The organism is Rubellimicrobium sp. CFH 75288 (genome assembly GCF_009904055.1).
In the GTDB taxonomy this organism is placed as follows: Bacteria; Pseudomonadota; Alphaproteobacteria; order Rhodobacterales; family Rhodobacteraceae; genus Rubellimicrobium.
Window position 1 is genome coordinate 100,211 of the sequence record NZ_WYDP01000005.1, and the last position, 23,727, is coordinate 123,937.

At 72.3% G+C, this 23,727-nt stretch carries 25 protein-coding genes; 14 read left to right on the forward strand and 11 right to left on the reverse strand.

Features of this window, described 5'->3' with window-relative positions:
• Positions 1–57 precede the first annotated feature (57 nt).
• Entirely contained in the window at positions 58–1,230 is a 1,173-nt protein-coding gene (metZ, locus tag GT358_RS06225) for an O-succinylhomoserine sulfhydrylase (protein WP_166581735.1), read from the reverse strand.
• Positions 1,231–1,390: 160 nt separating this feature from the next.
• Between metZ and GT358_RS06230 the strand changes: the two genes are divergently transcribed.
• Together GT358_RS06230 and GT358_RS06235 are read left to right on the forward strand one after the other, a co-directional pair.
• Positions 1,391–2,272: a hypothetical protein gene (locus tag GT358_RS06230; protein ID WP_166581736.1), complete on the forward strand. Its 882-nt coding sequence runs from the start codon at positions 1,391–1,393 to the stop codon at positions 2,270–2,272.
• Between the two features lie 192 nt (positions 2,273–2,464).
• On the forward strand, positions 2,465–3,172 hold the full coding sequence (locus GT358_RS06235) for a glutathione S-transferase N-terminal domain-containing protein (RefSeq protein WP_166581737.1): 708 nt from the start codon (positions 2,465–2,467) through the stop codon (positions 3,170–3,172).
• Here the strand turns inward: GT358_RS06235 and GT358_RS06240 are convergent.
• A complete protein-coding gene (locus GT358_RS06240; RefSeq protein ID WP_166582027.1) occupies positions 3,169–3,822 on the reverse strand; it encodes an inner membrane-spanning protein YciB in 654 nt (217 codons plus the stop codon). The two genes, GT358_RS06235 and GT358_RS06240, sit on opposite strands and share 4 nt — an antisense overlap.
• A gap of 64 nt (positions 3,823–3,886) precedes the next feature.
• On the opposite strand from GT358_RS06240, the gene GT358_RS06245 reads away from it, so the two are divergent.
• Positions 3,887–4,369, forward strand: a complete 483-nt coding sequence (locus GT358_RS06245) for an MgtC/SapB family protein (protein ID WP_166581738.1) — start codon at positions 3,887–3,889, stop codon at positions 4,367–4,369.
• On the opposite strand, the gene ftsY is transcribed toward GT358_RS06245, so the two are convergent.
• A complete protein-coding gene (ftsY, locus tag GT358_RS06250; protein ID WP_166581739.1) occupies positions 4,366–5,481 on the reverse strand; it encodes a signal recognition particle-docking protein FtsY in 1,116 nt (371 codons plus the stop codon). The two genes, GT358_RS06245 and ftsY, sit on opposite strands and share 4 nt — an antisense overlap.
• A 91-nt stretch (positions 5,482–5,572) precedes the next feature.
• Between ftsY and GT358_RS06255 the strand changes: the two genes are divergently transcribed.
• Both GT358_RS06255 and GT358_RS06260 read left to right on the forward strand, forming a co-directional pair.
• The gene (locus tag GT358_RS06255; protein ID WP_166581740.1) at positions 5,573–6,598 is read left to right on the forward strand and encodes an alkane 1-monooxygenase; all 1,026 of its coding nucleotides are present in this window, start codon (positions 5,573–5,575) and stop codon (positions 6,596–6,598) included.
• Between the two features lie 36 nt (positions 6,599–6,634).
• Complete coding sequence (locus GT358_RS06260; protein ID WP_166581741.1) at positions 6,635–7,045, forward strand: hypothetical protein; 411 nt, start codon at positions 6,635–6,637, stop codon at positions 7,043–7,045.
• On the opposite strand, the gene xseA is transcribed toward GT358_RS06260, so the two are convergent.
• Positions 7,042–8,649 carry an exodeoxyribonuclease VII large subunit gene (gene xseA / locus GT358_RS06265; RefSeq protein ID WP_166581742.1) on the reverse strand — a complete coding sequence of 536 codons (1,608 nt, stop codon included), beginning with the start codon at positions 8,647–8,649 and terminating at the stop codon, positions 7,042–7,044. The genes GT358_RS06260 and xseA overlap by 4 nt on opposite strands.
• A gap of 92 nt (positions 8,650–8,741) precedes the next feature.
• Between xseA and purD the strand changes: the two genes are divergently transcribed.
• Positions 8,742–10,001, forward strand: coding sequence for a phosphoribosylamine--glycine ligase (gene purD / locus GT358_RS06270; protein WP_166581743.1), 1,260 nt, complete (start codon positions 8,742–8,744; stop codon positions 9,999–10,001).
• Positions 10,002–10,059: 58 nt separating this feature from the next.
• Here purD and rpmB read toward each other — a convergent pair whose 3' ends face one another.
• The 6 genes from rpmB to GT358_RS06300 form a co-directional block, all read right to left on the reverse strand.
• On the reverse strand, positions 10,060–10,347 hold the full coding sequence (gene rpmB, locus GT358_RS06275) for a 50S ribosomal protein L28 (protein WP_166581744.1): 288 nt from the start codon (positions 10,345–10,347) through the stop codon (positions 10,060–10,062).
• A 118-nt stretch (positions 10,348–10,465) separates the two neighbouring features.
• Positions 10,466–11,281, reverse strand: a complete 816-nt coding sequence (locus GT358_RS06280) for an alpha/beta hydrolase (RefSeq protein WP_166581745.1) — start codon at positions 11,279–11,281, stop codon at positions 10,466–10,468.
• A gap of 5 nt (positions 11,282–11,286) precedes the next feature.
• On the reverse strand, positions 11,287–12,255 hold the full coding sequence (gene meaB, locus GT358_RS06285; protein ID WP_166581746.1) for a methylmalonyl Co-A mutase-associated GTPase MeaB: 969 nt from the start codon (positions 12,253–12,255) through the stop codon (positions 11,287–11,289).
• The gene (locus GT358_RS06290) at positions 12,252–13,532 is read right to left on the reverse strand and encodes an MATE family efflux transporter (protein ID WP_371416235.1); all 1,281 of its coding nucleotides are present in this window, start codon (positions 13,530–13,532) and stop codon (positions 12,252–12,254) included. Before GT358_RS06290 ends, meaB begins: the two co-directional genes overlap by 4 nt.
• A 53-nt stretch (positions 13,533–13,585) precedes the next feature.
• The gene (locus GT358_RS06295; RefSeq protein ID WP_166581748.1) at positions 13,586–14,074 is read right to left on the reverse strand and encodes a PaaI family thioesterase; all 489 of its coding nucleotides are present in this window, start codon (positions 14,072–14,074) and stop codon (positions 13,586–13,588) included.
• Positions 14,071–14,520 (reverse strand): PaaI family thioesterase, encoded by a 450-nt coding sequence (locus GT358_RS06300; RefSeq protein WP_166581749.1) that lies wholly within the window; start codon positions 14,518–14,520, stop codon positions 14,071–14,073. The genes GT358_RS06295 and GT358_RS06300 overlap by 4 nt, the downstream gene beginning before the upstream one ends.
• A gap of 98 nt (positions 14,521–14,618) precedes the next feature.
• Here GT358_RS06300 and GT358_RS06305 point away from each other — a divergent pair, with 98 nt between their 5' ends.
• The 8 genes from GT358_RS06305 (at position 14,619) to GT358_RS06340 (ending at position 22,596) form a co-directional block, all read left to right on the forward strand.
• Positions 14,619–15,008, forward strand: coding sequence for a MerR family DNA-binding transcriptional regulator (locus tag GT358_RS06305; protein ID WP_166581750.1), 390 nt, complete (start codon positions 14,619–14,621; stop codon positions 15,006–15,008).
• A 154-nt stretch (positions 15,009–15,162) separates the two neighbouring features.
• Complete coding sequence (locus GT358_RS06310; protein WP_166581751.1) at positions 15,163–15,561, forward strand: MerR family DNA-binding transcriptional regulator; 399 nt, start codon at positions 15,163–15,165, stop codon at positions 15,559–15,561.
• 28 nt (positions 15,562–15,589) lie between these two features.
• Positions 15,590–17,398 (forward strand): acyl-CoA dehydrogenase C-terminal domain-containing protein, encoded by a 1,809-nt coding sequence (locus tag GT358_RS06315; protein WP_166581752.1) that lies wholly within the window; start codon positions 15,590–15,592, stop codon positions 17,396–17,398.
• Between the two features lie 22 nt (positions 17,399–17,420).
• On the forward strand, positions 17,421–17,633 hold the full coding sequence (locus tag GT358_RS06320) for a hypothetical protein (protein WP_166581753.1): 213 nt from the start codon (positions 17,421–17,423) through the stop codon (positions 17,631–17,633).
• A gap of 253 nt (positions 17,634–17,886) precedes the next feature.
• Positions 17,887–18,531, forward strand: coding sequence for a glutathione S-transferase family protein (locus GT358_RS06325; RefSeq protein ID WP_166581754.1), 645 nt, complete (start codon positions 17,887–17,889; stop codon positions 18,529–18,531).
• 11 nt (positions 18,532–18,542) lie between these two features.
• Positions 18,543–19,751 carry an acetyl-CoA C-acetyltransferase gene (locus tag GT358_RS06330; protein ID WP_166581755.1) on the forward strand — a complete coding sequence of 403 codons (1,209 nt, stop codon included), beginning with the start codon at positions 18,543–18,545 and terminating at the stop codon, positions 19,749–19,751.
• 150 nt (positions 19,752–19,901) lie between these two features.
• Complete coding sequence (locus GT358_RS06335) at positions 19,902–20,339, forward strand: hypothetical protein (protein WP_166581756.1); 438 nt, start codon at positions 19,902–19,904, stop codon at positions 20,337–20,339.
• Between the two features lie 49 nt (positions 20,340–20,388).
• On the forward strand, positions 20,389–22,596 hold the full coding sequence (locus GT358_RS06340) for a 3-hydroxyacyl-CoA dehydrogenase NAD-binding domain-containing protein (RefSeq protein WP_166581757.1): 2,208 nt from the start codon (positions 20,389–20,391) through the stop codon (positions 22,594–22,596).
• On the opposite strand, the gene GT358_RS06345 is transcribed toward GT358_RS06340, so the two are convergent.
• Positions 22,593–23,681, reverse strand: coding sequence for a Hint domain-containing protein (locus GT358_RS06345; RefSeq protein WP_166581758.1), 1,089 nt, complete (start codon positions 23,679–23,681; stop codon positions 22,593–22,595). The genes GT358_RS06340 and GT358_RS06345 overlap by 4 nt on opposite strands.
• Positions 23,682–23,727 lie beyond the last annotated feature (46 nt).

The window sequence follows — 23,727 nt, forward strand, 5'->3', positions numbered from 1 at the left end:
TGTCGCGGCGACGGCCCTGCAACGATGCGGGGGTTACGCCCCGCCCCGCAAGCCGGATCACGGCAACCCGTCCAGCGCCTCCGTCACGTCGGCCAGCAGGTCCTCGGGCGCCTCCAGCCCGCAGGACAGCCGCACCAGCCCCGGCCCGATGCCCAGCCGGTCCTTCTGGTCCTGCGGCAGCCGCTGATGGGTGGTGGTCGCGGGATGCGTGGCAATGGACTTCGCATCCCCGAGATTGTTCGAGATGGTCACGATCCGCAGGGCGTTCAGGAACGCGAACGCCCGCTCGCGCGAGCCGAGGTCGAAGGACAGCACCGTCCCCCCCGACCCCGTCTGCGCCAGGGCCAGCGCGTGCTGGGGATGGCTCGGCAGGCCGGGATAGAGGACCCGCACCCCCCGCTCCTCCAGCGCGCGGGCCAGCGTCAGCGCCGTCTCCGCCTGCGCCCGCACCCGCAGGTCCATCGTCTCGAGGCCCTTCAGCATCAGCCAGGCCGTGAAGGGCGACATGGCCCCCCCGGTATGCTTCATGAAGGGCTCGAGCGTCCGGCGCACGAAGGCCCGGCTCCCCAGCACCACGCCCCCCAGCGCGCGCCCCTGCCCGTCCACATGCTTGGTCGTGGAATAGATCACCACGTCCGCGCCCAGCTCGGCCGCGCGCGAGAAGACGGGCGTGGCGAACACGTTGTCGGCGAGCACGAGCGCGCCCGCTTCCCGCGCGATCCCTGCGACGGCGGCGATGTCCACCACCTCGAGCGTGGGGTTGGAGACGGTCTCGAAGAACACCGCGCGCGTGCCGGGCGTCACCGCCTCGGCCCACTGGTCCATGTCCGTGCCGTCCACGAACACGGTCTCCACCCCGAAGCGCGGCAGCACCTCCTCGAGCACGTAGAGGCACGATCCGAACAGCGCCCGCGCCGCCACGACCCGGTCGCCCGCCCGCACGACGCCGAGGAGCGCCCCCGACACCGCCGCCATCCCCGAGGCGGTGGCGAACGCGTCCTCCGTCCCCTCGATCGCGGCCATGCGGGATTCGAACATGGCCGTGGTGGGGTTGCCGTAGCGGGCATAGATGAATTCGTCCGGCCCCGCCTCGAGAAAGCGCGCCTCCGCTTCCTCGGCGCTCCCGTAGGCGAAGCCCTGCGTGAGGAAGATGGCCTCGCTCATCTCGCCGAACCGGCTGCGCCGGATGCCGGCCTGCACGGCGCGCGTGCGCTTGCTCCAACGGTCCATCGCCGCCCCCCGATCGCCTCCGCCCCTCCGGCCGCGGCGGGGCTATGGCGGCCCCTTCCGGTCCCGTCAAGCGCGGCTGTCACCGCATCGTCACCGTGCCGTCACCGGGTTGTGAGACAAGGAAGCTACGGGGCGGCCGAGGCAGGAGGGCCGCCCGACCATGCTGCTCGCCACGACCGAGACAGACCCCCCCGACCCGGGCGCGCTCGCCCGCGCGCTGGCGGTGCTGCCGCCGGGGGCGCCGGTCGTGGCGCTGGTGCACGGCTACCGCTTCCGCCCCGGCGCCGGCCCGGACGACCCGTTCCGCCACATCCTGTCGCTCAGCCCGGACCGCAGCCTCTGGGGCGCGGTGTCCTGGCCCCGGCGCCTGGGACTGGGCGGACAGGCGGGGCTGGCGCTCGGCTTCGGCTGGGACGCCAAGGGCTCGCTCTGGCGGGCGCATGCCCGCGCGGCGGAGGCCGGGGCGGCGCTGGCGCAGCACCTCGCGCTGGTGCGGCGGCTGGACCCCGGCCGCCCGGTCGGGCTTCTCGCCCATTCGCTGGGCGCGCGCGTGGCCGCCGCCGCGATGATGCGGCTGCCCCCGGGATCGGTGCGGCGCGCGATCCTCTTGGCCGCCGCGCTCTCGCGCGCCGAGGCGCTGGCCCTGGCGCAAAGCCCATCGGGCCGGACGGCCGAGATCGTCAACGTCACGGGGGCCGAGAACCGCCCCTTCGACTGGGTGCTGCGCGCAGCCCTGCCCTGGCAGGGGCCGCGGCTCTCGGGGGGGGACGTCCGCGCGCCGGGCTGGCTCGACCTGCCGCTGGACTGCCCGGCGACACTCGGGGCCCTGGCTCGCGCGGGCTGGCGCATCCCGCCCCCCTCGCGCGCGATCTGCCACTGGTCGGGCTACCTGCGCCCCGGGATCTGGCGCCTCTACCGTTCGATCCTGCTCGAGCCGGACGCCACGCCCTGGTCGCTGCTGTGCGCGGCCGCGCCGCTGCCGGCTTCACCCCGCCCCGGCCGATCGGCGGCCGCCCTGCCGCCGGCCGTCTCGCATCCCTGAACGACCCGGCCGGCGCAACGCTCCGTCGGGTTCCGTCGCCCGAGCCCACCGGGACGTCTCCCATGCGGCTGCCGCACGCCAGGGGCGCCCTTCCTTGCGCCGGACACCCCGCTGTGGCAGGCCGGAGCCGGCCTGTCGCGGGCGGTGCGGGTCTCCCGTGCGGCAGCCCCGGCACACAGGAGACGAGTCCCCATGCCCGCACCGATCGCGCTTCACTACTGGCCCACCCCGAACGGCCACAAGATCACCATCGCGCTGGAGGAAATGGGCCTGCCCTACGAGGTGCATCTGGTGGACATCGGCCAGGGCGACCAGTTCCGCCCGGACTTCCTCGAGATCGCGCCCAACAACCGGATGCCCGCCATCGTGGACCCCGAAGGGCCGGACGGCGCACCGGTCTCGATCTTCGAATCGGGCGCGATCCTGCAATACCTCGCCCGCAAGACCGGCACCTTCTGCGGCCGGACCGAGCGCGAGCGCATCGCGGTGGACCAGTGGCTGATGTGGCAGATGGGCGGGCTCGGTCCCATGGCGGGACAGGCCAACCACTTCCTGCGCTACGCCCCCCAGATGGAGCCGCCGCAGGTCCTGCCCTATGCGCAGGACCGCTACCGCTCGGAGGTCGCGCGCCTCTACGGCGTGCTCGACCGCCAGCTCGCCCGCACGGGCGCCTTTGTCGCCACCGAGGAGCCGACGATCGCCGACTTCGCGATCTTTCCCTGGGCCCGCGGCTGGTCCCGGCAGGAGCAGACCCTGGACGACAAGCCCCACATGGCGCGGTGGCTCGCGGCGATGGAGGCGCGCCCGGCCGTCGCGCGGGGCCTTGCGGTCGCGGCCGAGGCGCGGGCGCCGGGCCCCCTCGACGCGCGGGCGCGCGAGGTGCTGTTCGGCCGGCGCTAGCGCGCCTCCTCGGCCTCCTCCTCGATCATGTAGGGCTGCAGGCGCATGATCTGCACCCACAGGAACAGCATCAGCGCGGCCGGAAAGGCAAAGGTCTCGAGCGTCACCCACAGCTCGGTGCTCTGGGTGCGCCAGATCGCCTCGTTGGCGACGGCCAGCGCGACGAACACGGCCGCCAGGCGCCGGGTCAGGATCATCCAGCCCTCGTGCCGCATGGGAAGCATCTCTCCCATCACCCATTCGAGGGTGGAGCGGCCCCACAGAAGCCCCGCCCCCAGAAGCGCGGCCAGCGTGCCGTAGACGATCGTCGTCTTCATCTTGAAGAAGCTCTCGTCGTTGAACCAGGCGGTCAGCGCGCCGAACAGCACCACCATCGCCGCGGTGAAGACCTGCATCCGCCCCAGCCGCCCGGTCAGGCGCCACAGCACCGCCATGGCCAGCAGCAGGACGGGCACGAAGGCCAGCGTGGCGACGATGAAGCCGGAATATTCCGTGCCGCCCAGGACAAAGGTGTCGTCCTTGATCCGCATGTAGAGCAGGAAGAACAGGATCGTCGGCCCCAGTTCCAGCGCCTGACGCAACCACGGGTTGACAGGCGGGCGGACGCCTTGCTCGCGGGGACGAAGATCGGTGGGGGGCTTGGAATCCATGACGCTTTCGTGACACTCCACGGCAGGGACGAAGCGTGCCATCCCCAACCCGGATCGGAGCCAGATGCAAGACACGATCGCCGGAGACCTCTACGGTTTCGACGCGGTGCCCTTCGACGTCACCCTGCTGCGCCTCGTCTCCGCGGTGGTGCTGGGCGCCTGCGTGGGGTTCGAGCGGGAATGGCGGGCCAAGCCCGCAGGCATCAAGACCCATGTCCTCGTCAGCCTGGCGGCGTGCCTGTTCATCCTGGTGGGCCGGGAACTCGCGCTGATCGACTATGGCGGCGGAGAGGTGCGCATCCAGCCCTTCGGCCTGATCGAGGCGGTGACGGCCGGCGTGGCCTTTCTAGCGGCGGGGCTGATCTTCCGGGCGGACGGACGGGTGCAGAACGTGACCACCGGCGCCTCGCTCTGGCTGGCCGGGGCGATCGGGCTGGCCAGCGGGGCGGGCCAGGTGCCGCTCGCGGCGCTGGCGACGGCGCTGACGCTGTTCGTCCTGCTCGTCCTGCGGCTGTTCGACCGGCCGCACGCGCCCCGCAGCGACTAGGCCGCCGCGAGATCCCCTCCGGTCAGGGCGCGGGCGAAATCCTCCGGGTCGAAGGGCTGGAGGTCGTCGATCCCCTCGCCCACGCCGATCGCGTGGATGGGCAGCCCGAAGCGGTCGGCCAGCGCGACCAGGACGCCGCCCTTGGCCGTCCCGTCGAGCTTGGTCATCACGAGGCCGGTCACGTCCGCCATGCGCCGGAAGGTCTCGACCTGGCTCAGCGCGTTCTGCCCCGTCGTGGCATCGAGCACCAGAAGCGTGTTGTGCGGGGCCGAGGGGTCCTTCTTGCGGATCACGCGCACGATCTTGGCCAGTTCCTCCATCAGGTCGGCCCGGTTCTGCAGCCGCCCGGCCGTGTCGATCAGCAGAAGGTCCGCCCCGTCCCGTCCCGCCCGCTCCATCGCCTCGAAGGCGAGGCTGGCGGGGTCCGAGCCCTGCGGCGCGGTCAGCACCGGCACCCCGGCGCGCTCTCCCCAGACCTGGAGCTGCTCGACCGCGGCCGCACGGAACGTGTCGCCGGCGGCGATCACGACCGACTTGCCGGCGGCCCGGAACTGCGCGGCGAGCTTGCCGATCGTCGTGGTCTTGCCGGAGCCGTTGACGCCCACGACCAGAACCACCTGCGGCCGGCGCGGAAACAGGGGCATGGGGCGCGCCACGCCCTCCATGATCCGCGCCACCTCGGCCGCGATCAGGCCCTTGATCTCGGGCACCGACAGGCGCCGGCCCATGCGCCCCTCGGCCAGGTTGGCGACGACGCGCTGCGCCGTCTCCACCCCCATGTCGGAGGCCACGAGCAGGTCCTCGATCTCCTCGAGCATGGCGTCGTCCAGCACCCGGCGCGGCAGGTCCGCCTCGGCAGGCCGGCCGAACAGCCGCCCCAGCAGACCCCGCCCGGTCGGGGCGGAGGCGTCAGGGCCGGAGGGCGGGAGAGCGTCAGGGCCGGAGGCTGCGGCGGACGACGCGGCAGATCTGACAGCAGCTGGCGGGGCACCGGCCCCCGCCGCCGCCTCGGGCGAGGGGAGCGGGGCCTCTCCCACGATGTCGTTCAGCCCTTCCTCCAGCCGGGACGAGGACTTGAACAGGCGCTCCCTGAGCTTACCGAAGAAGGACATGCGGCCTCCGCGTTGTGCGCCCTTGACCTAATGCCTCGGGGCGACGATGCAAAGCCGACGCGCCTGCCGCCCCGTCGTCTCCGGGAGATCCATGGCCGCCTTCGCCGCCGCCACCCTCGGCCCCCTTGCCCTCGCGCTCGCGGGTGCCGTCTGGGGCGGTCCCTGGCCGTGGCTCGCGCTCGGAGCCATGACCCTTCTGGTCGCGGCGCTCGACCGCGTCCTGGCCGCGGCCCCTGCGGAGATGCCGGATGCGGAATATCCGGGGTCGGACGCGCTTCTGGCGGTGACGGCGCTCGGCGGGCTCGTCCTTCTGGGGCTGGTGGTCCGGGCGGCCGGCGGCGGAACGCTCTCCCCCCTGACGCTTGGCGCGCTCGTGCTGGCCGCCGGGCTCTGGCTCGGACAGGTCGGCAATGCCTGCGCCCACGAACTGATCCATCGGCCGCAACGCGCGCTCCGGCGGCTCGGCATCGCCCATTACGCGGCGCTTCTGTTCGGGCATCACGCCTCGGCTCACCCGCTGGTGCACCATGTCCACGTCGCCACGGACCGCGACCCGAACAGCGCGCCCCTCGGCCAGTCGTTCTGGCGGTTCGCAGGTCGGGCCTGGCGGGGGTCCTTCCGCGAGGGCTGGCGGGCCGAGAGCCGGCGGCTCGGGCGGGCCGGACGGGCGGCATGGCAGCATCCCTATGGCGGCTATGTCCTCGCGACCGTCTGCGCGGGGGCGCTCGCATGGCTTCTGGGAGGCGTTGCAGGCGTGGCGGTCTGGATGCTGATCGGCCTTCACGCCTCGGGCCAGCTTCTGCTGACCGACTACGTGCAGCATTACGGCCTGCGACGCCGGACGCGCCCCGACGGCCGCCCCGAGCCGGTGGACGAGCGGCATTCATGGAACAGCCCCCATCGCGCCTCCTCCGCGCTGACCTTCAATGCACCGCGTCACTCGGACCATCATGCCCATCCGTCCCGCGCCTATCCCGTTCTCGCCCTGCCCTCGGACCGGGATGCGCCGCGTCTGCCGCGGAGCCTGCCGGTCATGGGAACGGTCGCGCTGATCCCGCCCCTCTGGCGGCGCATGATGGATCGTCGCGCCAGACGCTGGATGCTCCCGCAAGGGTGACTGGCGCAGCGGAGGCGACCCGCCTATGGTCGCCCCATGCGCCCGATCCTTGTCGCCCTCCTCCTGGCTGCGCTGCCTGTCGCGGCCCAAGACGGCCCCCTTACGGCCGAGGAGTTCGAATCGCTCGTCGAGGGACGCACGCTCACCTACGGTGCCGCAGGGTCGGATGCGTATGGGGTCGAGCACTACCACCCCAACCGTCGCGTGACCTGGGCCTGGATCGGGGACGACCAGTGCCTGTCGGGCCGGTGGTATCAGCAAGGACCGAACGACGATCCGGCCATCTGCTTCGTCTACGACGACACGCCGTTCGAGACCCAGTGCTGGCAGGTGTTCCGCCAGGGCAACGGCCTGCGGGCGGTCTATCTGGGCGGCGGCGGACCCTCGGTCCTCTACGAACTGGTGGACCGGCCGGGCTCGCTGGTCTGCGGCGGAGTGGGCGTCTAGAGCAGGCTGCCCTGACCGGGCGAGGTCGCCTCGCGGCGGCGCGGGGCCTGACCGCGCGGCACGACGGACAGTCGGCCGTCGGCGAACTCGATCTCGAGAAGCGACTCGCGCGCGGCCGTCGCGGCGCTGGTCACCACCCGGTCGCCCGACCGCACCAGCGCAAAGCCGCGCGCCAGCGTCGCCCGGTGGCTCAGGGTCTCGTTGAGACGCGCCAGCGCGTCCAGGCGGGCGGCGCGACGCTCCAGGAGCGTGCGGACGAGACCGGGCATCAGGGAGTTCCCCACCCTGCCGAAGGACGTGCGGCTCAGGGCGATCTGGCGCCGCGCGGCGATGCCGAGCCGGGGAGCCAGCGCCGCCAGCCGCTCCGTGCGGCCCACGGTCCACCGGCCGGCGGCCAGGTCGAACCGGCCGGAGAGCACGGCCAGCCGGCGTGCCGCATCGGCGCCGTTGCGCTCCGCCGCCGGCTGCAGCGCCCGATCCGCCTCCTCCAGTCGGCGTCTGCCGTCGTGCAGGGCCCGGCGCAGGATCGCGGGACCCACGCGGGCCTCCCCGAGGCGCACGCGCCCCTTCGCCACCGCGCGGCGGAGCGCGGCCGGCAGCCGCTGCGCGAGCAGGTCGAGCCGCTGGCCGGCCGCGCCGAGAATCGCCTCGCCGCGCGGCAGGGCGCGGCCCAGATCGCCCAGACGCTGCTGGCGCTGGCGGAGAGCCAGACGCAACCCGCGATGCAGCCGTCCGCCATGTCCCGCGATCCGCTCCGCGAGTTCCGCCCGGACGGGCACGGCGAGTTCGGCCGCCGCGGTGGGCGTCGGCGCCCTGAGGTCGGCCGCATGATCGATCAGCGTCGTGTCTGTCTCGTGTCCGACGGCCGAGATGACGGGGATGGCCGATTCCGCGACGGCGCGCACCACGGCCTCGTCGTTGAACCCCCACAGATCCTCGATGGAGCCTCCCCCGCGCGCGACGATGATGAGGTCCGGCCGCGGGATGCGCCCGCCCGGGGCGAGCGCGTTGAACCCGCGCACGGCCGCTGCCACCTCCGGCGCGCAGGTCGTGCCTTGCACGGCCACGGGCCAGACCAGCACCTCGCGCGGGAACCGGTCGCGCAGCCGGTGGAGGATGTCGCGGATCACGGCACCCTGCGGCGAGGTCACGACGCCGATGACCCGGGGCAGGAACGGGATGGGTCGCTTGCGGGCGACATCGAACAGGCCCTCGGCTGCCAGCTTGCGGCGACGCGCCTCGAGCTGGGCCATCAACGCGCCGGCCCCGGCGGGGATGACGTCCTCCACCACCATCTGGTAGCGCGACTGGGGCGGAAAGGTCGTCAGCCGTCCGATCGCCACGACCTCCTGCCCCTCCTCGGGACGGGCCGTCAGGCGCGCGGCCTGCCCCTTCCAGCTCACGGCGGACAGGACCGCGTTGGCATCCTTGAGATCGAAGTAGAGATGGCCCGAGGAGGCCCGTGTGACCCGGCCCACCTCGCCCCGGACACGGACAAAGGAGAAGCCTCCCTCCAGCGTCCGCCGGATCGCCTGCGCGAGGTCAGAGACCCGCCATTCCGGGACGTTGGCGCCGGTCTGCGGCTCGTCGTCGAGAAGGGTCATGGGCGCCTCGCCGCTTGTGGGGTGCGGACCGGCACCCTAGAACGCGCGGCGACGGGGGCCAAGCCGGTCCCGCGGCAGCAGGAGTGGCGCGGATGAACATCCTGATCCTCGGCGGCGGCGGGCGGGAACATGCGCTGGCCTGGGCGGTCAAGCAGAACCCCAAATGCGACCGGCTGATCGTGGCGCCCGGCAATCCCGGCATCGCCGCGATCGCCGAATGCGCCGCGATCGACCCCCTGGACGGGGATGCGGTGGCGGAATTCTGCCACGAGGCCGCGGTGGACCTGGTGATCGTGGGCCCGGAAGCGCCCCTTGCGGCCGGCATCGGCGACCGGTTGCGCGCCGCAGGGCTGGCCGTCTTCGGACCCTCGGCCGAAGCGGCACGGCTCGAATCGTCCAAGGCCTTTGCCAAGGCGATCTGCGACGCCTGCGGAGCGCCCACCGCTGCCTGGGCCGCCTTCGACAGGCTGGACGCGGCGCTCGCCCATGTGCGGGCGGAGGGCGCGCCCATCGTGGTCAAGGCGGACGGGCTCGCCGCCGGCAAGGGTGTGACGGTCGCCGCCACGCTGGACCAGGCGGAGGCCGCGCTGGAGAGCGCCTTTTCCGCCGAAGCTGCCCGCGTCGTCATCGAAAAGGTCCTGCCCGGCGAGGAGGCATCGTTCTTCGTGCTGTGCGACGGCACCGACATCCTTCCCATCGGCACCGCCCAAGACCACAAGCGCGTGGGCGAGGGCGATGTCGGCCCCAACACGGGGGGCATGGGGGCCTATTCCCCCGCACCGCTACTGACCGACGACGTTCAGCGGCGCGCGCTCGCCACCATCATCGAGCCCACCTTGCGCGAGATGGCCCGACGCGGCACCCCCTTCCAGGGGGTCCTCTATGCGGGTCTGATGGTCGAGGACGGCATGCCCCGTCTGGTCGAATACAATGTCCGCTTCGGCGATCCGGAGGCGCAGGTGCTGGCCATGCGGCTGGGGGGACAGATGCTGGACCTGATCCAGGCGACGGCCGAAGGGCGGCTGCGGGACGTCACCGTCACCTGGGCCGATGACCACGCCCTGACGGTGGTGCTGGCGGCGCGCGGCTATCCCGGACAGCCGCAGGCGGGAGGACCGATCCGGGGGCTGGATCGCCTGCCGGAGACGTCCGCTCAGATGGTGTTCCATGCCGGTACCGCCCTGCGCGACGAAAGGCTGGTGGCGGCGGGGGGCCGGGTTCTCTGCGCCACGGGCCGCGGCACCACCCTGCAAGAGGCGCGCGACCGCGCCTATGCGCTAGTGGATGCGATCGAGGCGCCTGACCTGTTCTGCCGGCGCGACATCGGCTGGCGCGCCCTGGGACGACCCTGACAGGCGAAGGGCCCGCGGCCTGCACGGCACGGGCCCCGACCACAGCGGCAGACCGGGATCAGGCGGCCGGCTGGGCCTTGGCGATCTCCTTCTTGATCGCGAGCGCCTCAGGGGAGAGGTCCGCGTCGCGCGCCTTGGCCAGGAAGGCGTCCAGTCCCCCGCGATGATCCACCGACCGCAGGGCGTGGTTGGAGATGCGCAGCCGGAAGGTGCGGCCGAGGGTTTCGGAGGCGAGGGTGACTTCCTGAAGGTTGGGCAGGAAGCGACGCTTGGTCTTGTTGTTGGCGTGGGACACGCTGTGGCCCACCATCGGGCCCTTGCCGGTCAGTTCGCAGCGGCGCGACATCGGTCTCGTCCTTTCAGGGGCCGCGAGGCTCCGCGGCGCGTCGTGGCTGGCGCAGGGGCGCCGGACATCAGAAGCCAGGCCCATAGTGGGATTCCACCCGGAGGTCAAGCAAGCGACCCTATCCCTCCGGTCCCTCGTCGCCACGATGCGGGGCCAGGGTTGAGGCCCTCTCGCGCGCCCGTGCGGCCAGAGCGGGCCTGCGTTCCCCGGCCTGCCGGGCGAGACGCAGCCACCACCCGCGGGAGCTGCGCCGGGCTGCCCGGTGCGCGGCGAGGATCGGCTCGGCGCGCGCGGATCGCGCGCCTGCCTGCTCCTGCAGCAGGCGCATCCCGCCGGCGCCGCGCAGCACCCGGATCGCGGGATGACCTCCGAATCCGAGTCGTACCGGGCGCAGCGCCGGGAACCAGCCGAGGATGCGGGCGGCATGACACCGATCCTCGGGCACGAAGGGATCAAAGACCAGAAGACCCCTCAGCCCGGGCACCGCCCTTGCACCCAGATGGCCGAGCGCCACGGGCCAGGACGCAGCCTCGGCCGGGTAGCGGCGGTCCCATGCCACCTCGAGCCCCGATTGCGGCGACACCGCGACCACCTGCCGCGCCCCGAGCGCCCGCGCCAGGCGCAACGCGCCATAGGCGCCCATGGAGAAGCCCAGCATCTGCACCCGTCCCCCGTGCGGAGACCATCGCGACAAGGCGCCCTCGAGCGCTTCGGTCTCGTCGTTGAGGAACCAGTCGTTGGCTGCGGTGCGGATCGTCACCTGTCCGAAGCCCTGCCGGGCGAACGAGGTCGCATGCCACAGAGGGGCGAAGCCCTCCCGGCCCTCTTGCCGCCAGTCGAAGGTGACGATGGTCCGGTCGGAGCGGCCGGGAAACCAGGTGGCGCGCAGGCGCCGGCCCTCGAACAGCGTGACGGGCGCAGGCCGCTCTGCCATCGGCCTCACGACCCGAAGGCTCGCCGGGCCGCCTCGGCCGGCGACAGGCGACCCTCCTCCACCGCGGCCTGCAGACCGGGAAGCGCCTCGCGCAGACCCGGCGCGGCAAGGGCCCGCGAGAGGGCCAGCGCGCGCAGCTCCTCCTCGAACCACAGACGCCGCTGCACCCGCCGGCGTTCGGCCAGGGCACCCGTGTCGCGGCGCCAGAGCCAGAGCGCCCGGATGGCAGACCAGGCCTCGTCCAGTCCTTCGCCGCTCGTCGCGGAGACGGCCATCGCCCGGGGCCAGCCTTCGGGATCGTGCGGGCGCGGGCGCAACAGGCGCAGCGCAGCCGCGTAGTCGGCTGCCGCGCGTCGGGCCGCCTCGGGGTCCCGGTCGGCCTTGTTGACCAGGACAAGATCGGCTTCCTCCACGATCCCCCTCTTGGCGCCTTGCAGATCGTCTCCTCCGAGCGGCGCGAGAACGAGAACGAACACGTCGGTCATGGCGGCCACCTGCACCTCGGACTGTCCCACTCCGACAGTCTCGACGAGCGTGACATCGTGGCCGGCGGCCTCGCAAAGCCGGATGGCTTCCCGCGTGCGACGCGCGACGCCGCCCGTCTCGCCACCCGAGGGAGAGGGCCGCACGAAGGCCCGCGGGGCGCGTGCCAGCCGCTCCATCCGCGTCTTGTCCCCCAGGATGGAGCCCCCCGAGCGCGACGAGGAGGGGTCGATGGCCAGGACGGCCACCCGGTGTCCTTCGGCGACGAGCCGCAGGCCGAGCGCCTCGATCAGCGTGCTCTTGCCCGCCCCCGGTGTCCCCGTCAGGCCCAGCCGCAGGGCATCGTCCCGTTCGGGCAGGGCGGACAGCAGCCTTTCCGCCGCGCGGCGATGGTCCGGCCGAGACGACTCGGCCAACGTGATCGCCCGGGCCAGCGCCCGACGGTCGCCGCGGACCAGCGCCTCGGCCAGATCCTCGCCGGGACCGCTCATGGGGCTGATCCGACCGCGCGTTCGAGCGCGGGATAGCGCCGGGCGAGCAGGGCCGTCCGGGCAAGGAAACTCACGTGCAGCGCGGCCCAGAGCCCGTGGTTGCCCCAGAGCGGCGCCAGGATCAGGAGGGCGCCGAAATAGATCGCCACCGCTCCGGCCATGGCGTTGCGCAGATCGCGCGTGCGCGTCGCGCCCAGAAAGACGCCGTCGAGCATCCAGGCAGCCACTCCGGTCACGGGCGCCAGCGCCATCCAGGGCAGGAACATCCGGGCGGCCTCCCGCACGTCGGGTGCCGTGGTCATCAGGTCGATGGCCGGACCGCCGAGCAGCGCGAATCCCGCCCCGAGGGCCAGCCCGGTCGCCGTCGCCCAGAGGGAGGCCACCTGCAATCCGGCCCTCACCCCTGCCGGAGACCGCGCTCCGAAGGCCGTGCCGACCACCGCCTCGGCCGCAAAGGCAAAGCCGTCGAGCGCAAAGGCCGTGATCGTCAGGAACTGCAGCAGGACCTGATTGGCCGCCAGCGCCACATCCCCCAATCCGGCGCCCCAGAACAGGAAGCTCACCAGCACCGCCTCGAGCAGCAGGGTCCGCACGAGGATGTCCGCGTTGACGCGCGCCATGCGCCGCAGCCGGGCGGAATCGAGCACGCGCGCCCGGTCGCGCCACTCGCGGCCCCGCAGTACCGCGCGGCACATCCACAGACCCAGCAGCAGACCGGTCCACTCGGCCAGGGCCGTCGCTCCGGCGACACCCGCCACGCCCCAGCCCAGGCCGAGCACGAACCAGATGTCGAGGGTCGCGTTCAGGCCCATCTGGGCGGCCTGCAGGACGAACACCGCCCCGGACCGCTCCTGGCCGATCAGCCAGCCGTTGATCCCGAACAGCGCGACCGCGGCCGGCGCCGACCAGATGCGGATGGCCAGGTAGTCGCGCGCGAGCATCTCCACAGCCTCGCTGGCCGGAGCAAGCGCCAGCGCCCCGGCCACCAGAAGCGGCTGCAGAAGGATCAGCAGGATGCCTCCGCCCAGCCCGACAAGCAGCGCCCGCGACAGGTTGGCGGCCACCTCGGCACGGTCGCCCGCGCCGCGCGCCTGTGCGGTCAGGCCCGTGGTCCCCATCCGCAGGAACCCCCACACCCAGTAGAGCGCGCCGATCACGACCGCTCCGAGCCCCACGGCGCCGATCGGCGCAGCCTCCCCCAGCCGACCCACCACGGCGGTGTCCACGGCCCCGAGGAGCGGCACGGTGGCATTGGCCGCCACAATCGGCAGAGCCATGCGCAGGACGCGACGGTGGGTCACCGCTGCGGCACTCGGTCGGGTCAGGACCGTCATGCCGCGCTGGGCATCAGGAAGTGCCCTGTCGCCTGCGCGAACGGCTTGGTGCGGATATCCTGCCACGCCTCCACGTGAACCGAGGCGAAACGCCGCCCAGACCGGGCCACCCGGGCCCGGGCGTAGGCGTCGCGCGGCAGGCCGGTGCGCAGGTAATCCACGCTGAAGGTGATCGTCTTGGGCAGCGCAAGCCGTCCCTCGGCGGGCAGCGCACCCGCCTCCATGGCGTCCCACATCTGCGACCAGGCCAGCGCCACGATGGCTGCCGTCTCCAGGAATGCCGCCGTGGCGCCGCCATGGAGGGCCGGCAGGACCGGGTTGCCGATCAGCTCGTCGCGAAAGGGAAGGATCGCGGTCAGCTCGTCGCCGCGGCGCTCGAAGCCCATGCCCAGAAAGGTCACAAAGGGCACGGTCTCCACCAGCCGGGCAAGGGCCGCGTCGCGCCGTCCCTTGACGACCTGGACCGGCTCGGGCGGGACCCTCATTCCGGGACGCCCCGCCGGGCGGCCTCGACAGCGAAGGTTCCGGCGGCGGTCGCGAGCGGCCGGGACTCGCCGTCCTCGGCGGTGGCGCGCACGAAGGCCACGGACCGCGCCATGTGGAAGCATTCCGCCCGCGCCACGATCCGTCGTCCCGGCACCGCCGCGCGCATGTAGTCGATGCGCAGGTCGAGCGTGGCGGTGCTGCGCGGCCGCGACGGGTGCGACAGCACCGCCGTTCCGGCGCAGGTATCGAGCAGCGCGAAGACCGCCCCGCCGTGGATCACCCCGGTGGCCGGATCGCCCACCAGCCGGTCGGACCAGGGCATCGACAGGGCGGCGCTGCCCTCGCCGATCGACTCGAGCGACAGGTTCAGGGCTCGCGCGAAGGGAAGGGCGGCCACAAAGGCGCGGGCGATCCGTTCCCTGTCCTGAGGGTTGTCCGACTGCATGGCCCGCACCATGCCCGGACGGGCGGCCGCTGCAAGGGGGCGCTGCTGTTGCCGCCGCCCCTGCCGCGCCCTAGTCTCAGGGCAACGCGGGAAGAACCATGGCCGACACGCAGAAGGAACCGATCCGCCTCTCGTTCAAGGAGATGTGCGCCCGCTTCGACGTGACGCCGCGCACCTTGCGCTACTACGAGTACATCGAGCTGCTCTCGCCCGAGCGCGAGGGACGGGCGCGTTTCTATGGCCCGCGCGAGATCGCCCGCATGACGCTGATCCTGCGGGGCCGCCGCTTCGGCTTTCCGCTCGAGGAGATCCGGCAGTGGCTTCTGATCTACGAAAAGGAAGGCACGGAGGCGCAGATGCGCCGCTGGATCGAACTGGCCGACCGCCAGCTGGGCGAACTGGCCGAGCAGCGCCGGCAGATCGAGGAAACGATGGACGAGCTGCGGCGCCTGCGCGACGAGACGGCTGCCACGCTGCCCGCCGGCTGACGGTCCGTCGCGGATCGGCATGACCTCGCGTCCCGACGGGACGGGGTGACGCCGCGTTTCGTTTACGTCCACGTCATCGTGTCTTGTAGGATGGCGTCGCACGGCGCATCTGGCCCGCCTGATTCACGAGACCGGCAGGCAGGATACGCGATCCATGACCGACGACACGATGACCATCCGCCAGATGTGCGACCTGTTCGACGTGACCCCGCGCGCGCTCCGCTTCTACGAGGCCAAGGAGCTTCTGTCGCCGATCCGGCAGGGCACGCGGCGGCTCTACACGCGGGCGGACCGGGCGCGCCTGACGCTGATCCTGAAGGGCAAGCGCTTCGGCTTCTCGCTGGAGGAGATCCGGCAGCTTCTGGAGCTCTGGGACGGCGGGCGCGGGCGGACGACCCAACTGGCCCGGACGATCGAGGTCGCCGAGCGCCACCTCACGGAGATGATCGCCCGGCGCGACGCGCTGAACGTGGCCATCGGCGAGCTGCAGGAGCAGCTGGCCTGGGGCCGGGAGGAACTGGCTCGGCAGACCGCGCGGTCGGACGCAGCCTGAGGCGGAACGCAAGCAGAGGGAGGACCGAATGCAGATCTTCAAGAGCCCCGTCCGGGACATGCAGTTCGTCCTGCACGACGTTCTGCGCATCGGCGCCGAGGACATCCCCGGCTACCGCGATCTCGACCGGGAGACCACGGAGGCCATCCTCGAGGAGGCGGCCAAGGTGGCCGAAGGTCTGCTTCTGCCCCTCAACGAGGTCGGCGACCGCGAGGGCTGCCGGCTGGAGAACGGCGTGGTCCGCACGCCTCCGGGCTTCCGCGAGGCCTTCGACGCCGTGCGCGAGGGCGGCTGGACGGCGGTGGACTGCGACACCGAATGGGGCGGCCAGGGCCTGCCGCATGTGATCCACACCGCCGCGCAGGAGGCGTTCGTCTCCGCCAACATGGCCTTCAACATGTATCAGGGCCTGACGCACGGCGCCTATTCGGCCATCCGCCTGCACGGGACAGAGGCGCAGAAGGCGCTCTACCTGCCCCGGCTGACCACCTGCGAATGGACCGGGACCATGAACCTGACCGAGCCCCATGCGGGCACGGATCTGGGCATCATGCGCACCCGCGCCGAGCCCCGGGGCGACGGCACCTATGCCATCACGGGCCAGAAGATCTTCATCTCCGCCGGCGAGCACGACCTGGCGGAGAACATCGTCCACCTCGTGCTGGCCAAGATCCCCGGCGGGCCGGAGGGGACCAAGGGCATCTCGCTCTTCATCGTGCCGAAGTTCCTGCCGCGCGAGGACGGCTCCCTGGGCGAGCGCAACGCGCTCTCCTGCGGCAAGATCGAGCACAAGATGGGCATCCACGGCAACGCGACCTGCGTGATGAACTTCGAGGGTGCGACGGGCTGGCTGCTCGGGCAGGAGCACAAGGGCATGCGCGCCATGTTCACCATGATGAACGAGGCGCGTCTGGGCGTGGGCCTTCAGGGCTATGCGCAGGCCGAGATCGCCTATCAGAACGCCCGCGCTTGGGCGCGCGAACGCGTGCAGGGGCGCAATCCGCTGCCCGACCGCAACGCCGGCGCCGTGGCCGCCGCGGCGACGGCCGCGGGCGCGGCCGACCCGCTGATCGTGCATCCCGACATCCGCCGCTCGCTCATGGAGCAGAAGGCCTTTGTCGAGGGGGCCCGCGCGCTGGCCTACTGGGCGGCGACCCTGATCGACCGGGCGCACCGCAAGGGGGATGCGGAGGCCGATGCGCTCGTCTCGCTGCTGATCCCGGTGGTCAAGGGCTTCCTGACCGATCGGGGCTTCGAGATGACGGTGGCGGCCCAGCAGGTCTATGGCGGGCACGGCTACATCGAGGAGACGGGCGTCTCGCAATTCGTGCGCGACGCGCGCATCGCCATGATCTACGAGGGCGCCAACGGCATCCAGGCCCTCGACCTCGTGGCGCGCAAGCTGCCTGCGGGCGGCGGCCGGCCCTTCATGGCCTTCCTCGAGCACGTCAAGGGCTTCATCAAGGCCCACGAGGAGGAGGACGAGACCCTGAAGGTGCAGGTGCTCGACCCCCTCAAGGCCGCGTCCAAGGACCTGCAGGCGGCGGCCATGCACTTCATGGAGCGGGCGGCCAAGGCGCCGGAGGACGCGCTGGCGGGGGCCACCGACTTCATGCACCTGATGGGGCATGTCTGCCTGGGCCTGATGTGGGCGCGCATGGCGGTCGCCGCGCACAGGGCACTGGCCGAGGGACGGGGCGACCGGGCCTTCCTCGAGGCCAAGCTCGCCACCGCGCGCTTCCATGCGGCGCGCCAGCTTCCGGCGACCGCGCTGCATCTGGCGCGCATCCGGTCGGGCGGAGAGGCGGTCATGGCGCTTCCGGCCGAGGCGTTCTAGCCTCGGCGCCGGAGGGCCTGCGATGCCCAAGCGCCTGCGCCTGACCCGCCGCTTCGCCGCAGCGATGACCGAGGACGGCTATCGTCGCCTGCGGCGCTTCGCCGAGGAAGCGGGGCTCGAGGAAGGCGAAGCGCTGAGCTTCGTCTTCGAGAACCTCGACGGGATCACGGACCCCACGGGGCTGTCGCACAGGTTGCGCCAGTTCAAGGCGGACCTGGCGGAGCGGCGGGCATGATGCGGCCGGCGCGGCAGAGCCGGGCGAGGCCGGGACTGGCTGACGGGTGGTGGTGTCTCCTTTCTGCGTTGGCAACCGACGGGGCATCTGCCGGCGCGGACGGTCGGCCGCATCCGACGGCCGGGTCGCGGCGCGGCCGAATCGCCCCCGGGCCGCGCAGGATCACCCTGGCACGGAAATCCTTTCCATCCGGTAAACGGCGCAGCCGCTCCGACAGGACGGCGGGCGCCGCGCGTTGCGCGAGGGCTACGGCGTGACCCCACGGCTCCACTGCTTCGGCGAATCGGGCAACGCCTACAAGGCAGCGCTGACGCTGACGCTCTGCGGGATCGCGTGGGAGCCGGTCTGGGTGGACTTCTTCCGCGGCGGGGCGCGCCGGACCGAGTATCTCCGCCTCAACCCGATGGGCGAAGTGCCCGCGCTCGACCTCGGCGACCGGGTGCTCTCGCAATCGGGGGCGATCCAGCTCTGGGCCGCGGAGCGGACCGGGCGTCTGCTCGGCCCCGACCGCGAGGAGACGCTGCGCTGGCTGTTCTTCGACAACCACAAGGTCAGCGCGCAGGCGGGCATGCTGCGCTTCCTCGGCAACTTCCTGGCGCCCGACAGGCGCGACCCGGCCGTCCTCGCATGGCTCTCGGGCCGGCTGCGCGCGGCGCTGAAGGTTCTCGAGGCACGGCTGTCGGAGGGGTTCTGGCTCGCCGGCGAGGAGCCCACGATCGCCGACCTCGCCTGCTGCGGCTACCTGTTCTATCCCGAACCCTTCGGCTTCGACCGCGCGGACTGGCCGGCCATCGACCGCTGGCTCGACCGCATCGCCGCCCTGCCCGGCTGGCAGCATCCCTACGACCTCATGCCGCGGCGGGAGGGCGCAAGCCCCTCGCTCGGACCCCTGACCTGACGGAGAGGACCATGGACGCCTTCATCTTCGACGCCATCCGCACCCCGCGCGGCCGGGGCAAGACCGACGGCTCGCTGCACGAGGTGACGGCGCTGCGCCTGTCGGCGCAGGTGCTCGACGACCTCAAGGCACGCAACAACCTGCCCGAGGACGCGGTGGAGGACGTGATCTGGGGCAATGTCACGCAGGTGGGCGAACAGGGCGGCTGCCTCGCGCGCTCGGCCGTCCTCGCCTCCTCCCTGGGCGAGCGGGTGCCGGGGCTCTCGATCAACCGCTTCTGCGCCTCGGGGCTCGAGGCGGTCAACCTCGCCGCCAATCAGGTGCGCGCGGGCGCGGGCGAGGGCTACATCGCGGGCGGCGTGGAGATGATGAGCCGCGTGCCGATGGGATCGGACGGCGCTGCCATCGCGGTGGACCCGAGCCTGGCGCTCTCGACCTATTTCGTGCCGCAGGGAATCAGCGCGGACATCATCGCCACCGAATACGGCATCACCCGCGACGAGGCCGATGCCTTTGCCGTCCAGTCCCAGAAGCGGGCCAAGGAGGCCTGGGACGACGGGCGGTTCGCCCGCTCGGTCGTGCCGGTGCGCGACATCAACGGGCTGACGATCCTCGACCGGGACGAGTACATGCGCCCCGACACCGACATGCAGAAGCTGGGCGCGCTCAACCCGTCCTTCCAGGCGATGGGCGAGGTCATGCCGGGCTTCGACAAGGTCGCGCTGCTCAGGTATCCGCATCTGGAGCGGATCGAGCACATCCACCATGCCGGCAACTCGTCCGGGATCGTGGACGGGGCGGCGGGCATCCTGATCGGCTCGCGCGAGTTCGGCGAGCGGCACGGGCTGAGGCCCCGCGCGCGGGTCCGGGCCACGGCCAAGGTCGGATCAGACCCCACGATCATGCTGACGGGGCCCATCCCGGCGACCGAGCGCGTGCTGGAGGCGGCGGGCATGGGGATCGGCGACATCGACCTGTTCGAGGTCAACGAGGCCTTCGCCGCCGTGGTGCTGCGCTTCCTGCAGGCCTTCGACGTGCCCGACGACCGGGTGAACGTCAACGGCGGCGCCATCGCGATGGGCCACCCCCTCGGCGCGTCGGGCGCGATCATCCTGGGCACGCTTCTGGACGAGATGGAACGGCGCGGCGTCGGCACGGGTCTTGCCACGCTCTGCATCGCCTCGGGCATGGGGGCGGCCACCATCATCGAGCGGGTGTGATGCCGGCCGTCCCGCCCCGCGCCGGAGCCCCGGCTGTCGCCCGGCCGCCACGGCAGTTTGCGCAAGGGCGGTCTTGCGGGAACCGTACGCTGCACGCAGTTGCACGAGTTTCTATGTCAGTTCCGAGGTTCCGCCCTTCGGAGACAGCTGGTGGCGAGCGAGGTCCACGCCCTAGTCCGACGACTGGCCGGGTCGCTCACGTCGGGCGACATGGTCGGCATGGCCAGGCTGCACCGCTTTCCCTGCCCGTTCCACGCCTACGGCCGGACCGAAGTCTATGCCGATCCGGCCGCGCTGATGCGCGGCGTCGCCCTCTGGCGCGAGGAGCGCTGGCGCAAGGGCACGCGCCAGATCGAGGGGCGCATCACGGCCCTGGACTTGCCGCGATCCCAGCGCCTTCGCGTCTGGGTGCACTGGACGCACGCGATGGCCGACGGGTCGGTGCGCGAGGTGGGCACGGATCTTCTGTTCCTGACCCGGATCGAGGGCCCCTGGCTCATCGAGATGGTCGATTTCCTGACCCTGCCTGCGCCGCTCGACGGCGCGGCAGGGGCCGACATGGGCTATGCGGTCGCCGCTGCAGGCTGACCGCGCCCCGTCCTTTCCGTTTTTCCGCTCTGCAGGGAGGCCACCGGCCATGACCGACTTTGCCATGTCCGTCGGCGACGACGGCGTCGCCATCATCACCTGGGACGTGCCGGGCCGGTCCATGAACGTCATGTCCATGGAAGGGTTCGAGGAACTCGACGCGCTGGTGGGACAGGCGCTCGCCGACGAGGCGGTGAAGGGGATCGTCATCACCTCGGGCAAGGCGGATTTCGCCGGGGGCATGGACCTCGCCGTGATCGCCCGCATGAAGGAGACGGGCGGCGACGAGCCCGCCCGCGCGATCTTCGATGGCGTGATGCGGATGCACGCAGTCCTGCGCCGCATCGAGCGCGCGGGCATGGACCCCAAGACGCTGAAGGGCGGCAAGCCCGTCTGTGCGGCCCTGCCCGGCACGGCGCTGGGGATCGGCTTCGAGATCCCGCTCGCCTGCCACCGGATCATCGCCGCGGACAACCCCAAGGCCAAAATCGGCCTGCCCGAGATCAAGGTCGGGATCTTTCCCGGCGCGGGGGGGACCACGCGGCTCGTGCGCAGGATGGGGGTCATGGCGGCCGCGCCCTACCTGCTGCAGGGCAAGACGCCGGACCCGGCCGGGGCCAAGGCCGCGGGCCTGATCGACGAGGTCGTGCCGGCGGCCGAACTGCTGGAGCGCGCCCGCGCCTGGGTTCTGGGGGCCGTGGGGTCGGACCTGTCCAAGGAATGGGACCGCAAGGGCTACAAGATGCCGGGCGGCACCCCCTATCATCCGGCGGGCTTCCAGACCTTCGTGGGCGCCTCGGCCACGGTGAACCGCGAGACGATGGGGGTCTATCCAGCCGCCAGGGCGCTGCTCTCGGCCGTCTACGAGGGCGCGCTCGTGCCCTTCGACACGGCGCTGCGGATCGAGGCGCGGTGGTTCACCCACGTGCTGCTGGACCCGTCGTCGTCGGCGATGATCCGGTCGCTGTTTCTCAACATGCAGGCGCTGGGCAAGGGCGCCAGGCGGCCCCAGGCGCCGGACCTGTCGGTGAAGCGCCTGGGCGTGCTGGGCGCGGGCATGATGGGGGCGGGCATCGCCCATGTGGCCGCCCAGGCCGGAATCGAGGTGGTCCTGATCGACTCCACCCAGGAGGCGGCCGAGCGCGGCAAGGCCCACAGCGAGGCGCTGCTCGCCAAGGCGGTCAGCCGCCGGCGCACGACCGAGGAGAAGAAGGCCGAGACGCTGGCGCGCATCACGCCCGCGACCGACCACGCGGCGCTCGCAGGCTGCGACCTGATCGTGGAGGCGGTGTTCGAGGACCCGGCCGTGAAGGCCGAGGTCACGCGCAGCGTGCTGCGCCACGTCCCCGAGGATTGCATCTTCGCCACCAATACCTCGACCCTGCCCATCACCGAGCTGGCCCGCGCCTCGGACCGGCCCGACCAGTTCATCGGTATCCACTTCTTCAGCCCGGTGGACCGGATGATGCTGGTCGAGATCATCAGGGGCCAGGAGACGGGCGACCGGGCCGTGGCCAAGGCGCTCGACTTCGTGCGGCAGATCCGCAAGACGCCGATCGTCGTCAACGATGCGCGCTTCTTCTACGCCAACCGCTGCATCATCCCCTACCTGAACGAAGGCGTGCGCATGGTGGCCGAAGGCGTGGCGCCCGCGCTGATCGAGAACGCGGCCCGCATGGCGGGGATGCCGCTGGGCCCCCTGCAGCTGATCGACGAGACCTCGATCGACCTCGGGGTGCGGATCGCCAAGGCGACGCGCGCGGCCCTGGGGGAGGCCTATCGCGACGACGCGGTGGACCGGGTGCTGTTCCCCATGGCCGAGGAGGGACGGCTGGGCCGCAAGGCCAGGGCCGGCTTCTACGCCTATGACGACAAGGGCGAGCGGCAGGGCCTGTGGCCGGGCCTGTCGGAGCGCTTCCCCCGCGCCGCCGTCCAGCCGCCCCTGCGCGAGGTGCAGGACCGGCTTCTCTTCGCGCAGGTCCTCGAGGCGGTGCGCGCCTTCGAGGAGGGGGTGCTGACCGACATCCGCGAGGGGGACGTGGGTGCGATCCTGGGCTGGGGCTTCGCGCCCTGGTCGGGTGGACCCTTCTCGTGGCTCGACATGCAGGGCCTGCCCGAGGCGGTCGCGCGGGCCCAGGCGCTGGCCGAGGCGCATGGGGACCGCTTCGCCCCCCCGCGCCTCCTGCGCGAGATGGCCGAGCGGGGCGAGACGTTCTACGGCCGCTATGGCGAGGGCGCGGCCGCGCAGGCGGCCTAGGCGGCGGAGGCGTCGCCCGACGGGGCGGCGTCGCGTAGGATGGCCCGGAACACGAGGGCCGCCTCTGCCCGATGCAGCAGCGGGCGGACCAGCGGTTCCGCCCGCAGGGGCGGCAGCGGGTCCGACCCCAGCGGCGCGCCGAGGTCGAGGCGCAGATCCGCCCCGCCCCACAGCGTCTCGCACCATACCCCCTCGGCCTCGACCAGGGCATGGGCGGGCAGGCGGAAATGGACGTAGTGGACGGGGGCCGCCGCAGCGCGCCGCGCCACCCCCCCGAGCCCCGAGAGGTGGACGGCAGCCGCCAGCCCCTCTGCCGAGCCGGCGAGCATCTCGGCCGAGGGATGCCGCAGCAGGACGCGATGCTGCGGCGACAGCAGCAGGAGCCGCCGGGCCCCCAGACAACCGGGCGGAATGGCGACGGGATCGGCCCGGCCGGCCGGCACGACGAACCGGCCGCTCCATTCGACGGGCATCGGGCCGGCGTCGAGCGTCTCCACCAGGTCGCCAAGCCGCAGGTCGGCCGCCGCCATGCGGCCGCCGGGCACACGGATCAGGGTGCGGGGGGCGAAGCAGGCGATGGCCGACCAGGGCTGCGTTCCGTCGGTGGCGTTGCGCTGGGGCCGGCCGAGGTCGAGACGCCCGGCCTCCGTCACCAGGCGTCCGTCCGGGCGGACCAGCGCATAGCCGGCCGTGAAGAGCCGCCCGGTGGCCGGATCGGTGAGCCGGAGGCCGGTCAGCCGATAGCCCGACGAGAAGGCGATGATGAACTCGGACTGCACCACGCTGCCCGCGGGAAAGGTATGCGTCGCCTCGCGCCCGCTGGCATCCCGGAAGCCGAGCGTGACCGGCGCATCGAGAAACTGGCGCGCATCGGTTCCGTCGTCGAAATAGCCCGCCGAGTTGCCAGGCGGCCGGTCCGTGTCCTCCTCGCGGATGCGGATGCGCTGGACGGGTCCGCCGGCATGGAGAAAGGGCGGATTGCCCAGAAGGACGCCGTTGTTGTCGGCCACGTTGATGGCGAGCCCCCCGCCGGCGTTGAAGAGGTTGGAGGCCGAAAAGGCATGGACGGTATAGACGGCGGACATCGGACGACTCCCGGCTGGGGGGACGGCGAGCCGACCCTCGGCCGCC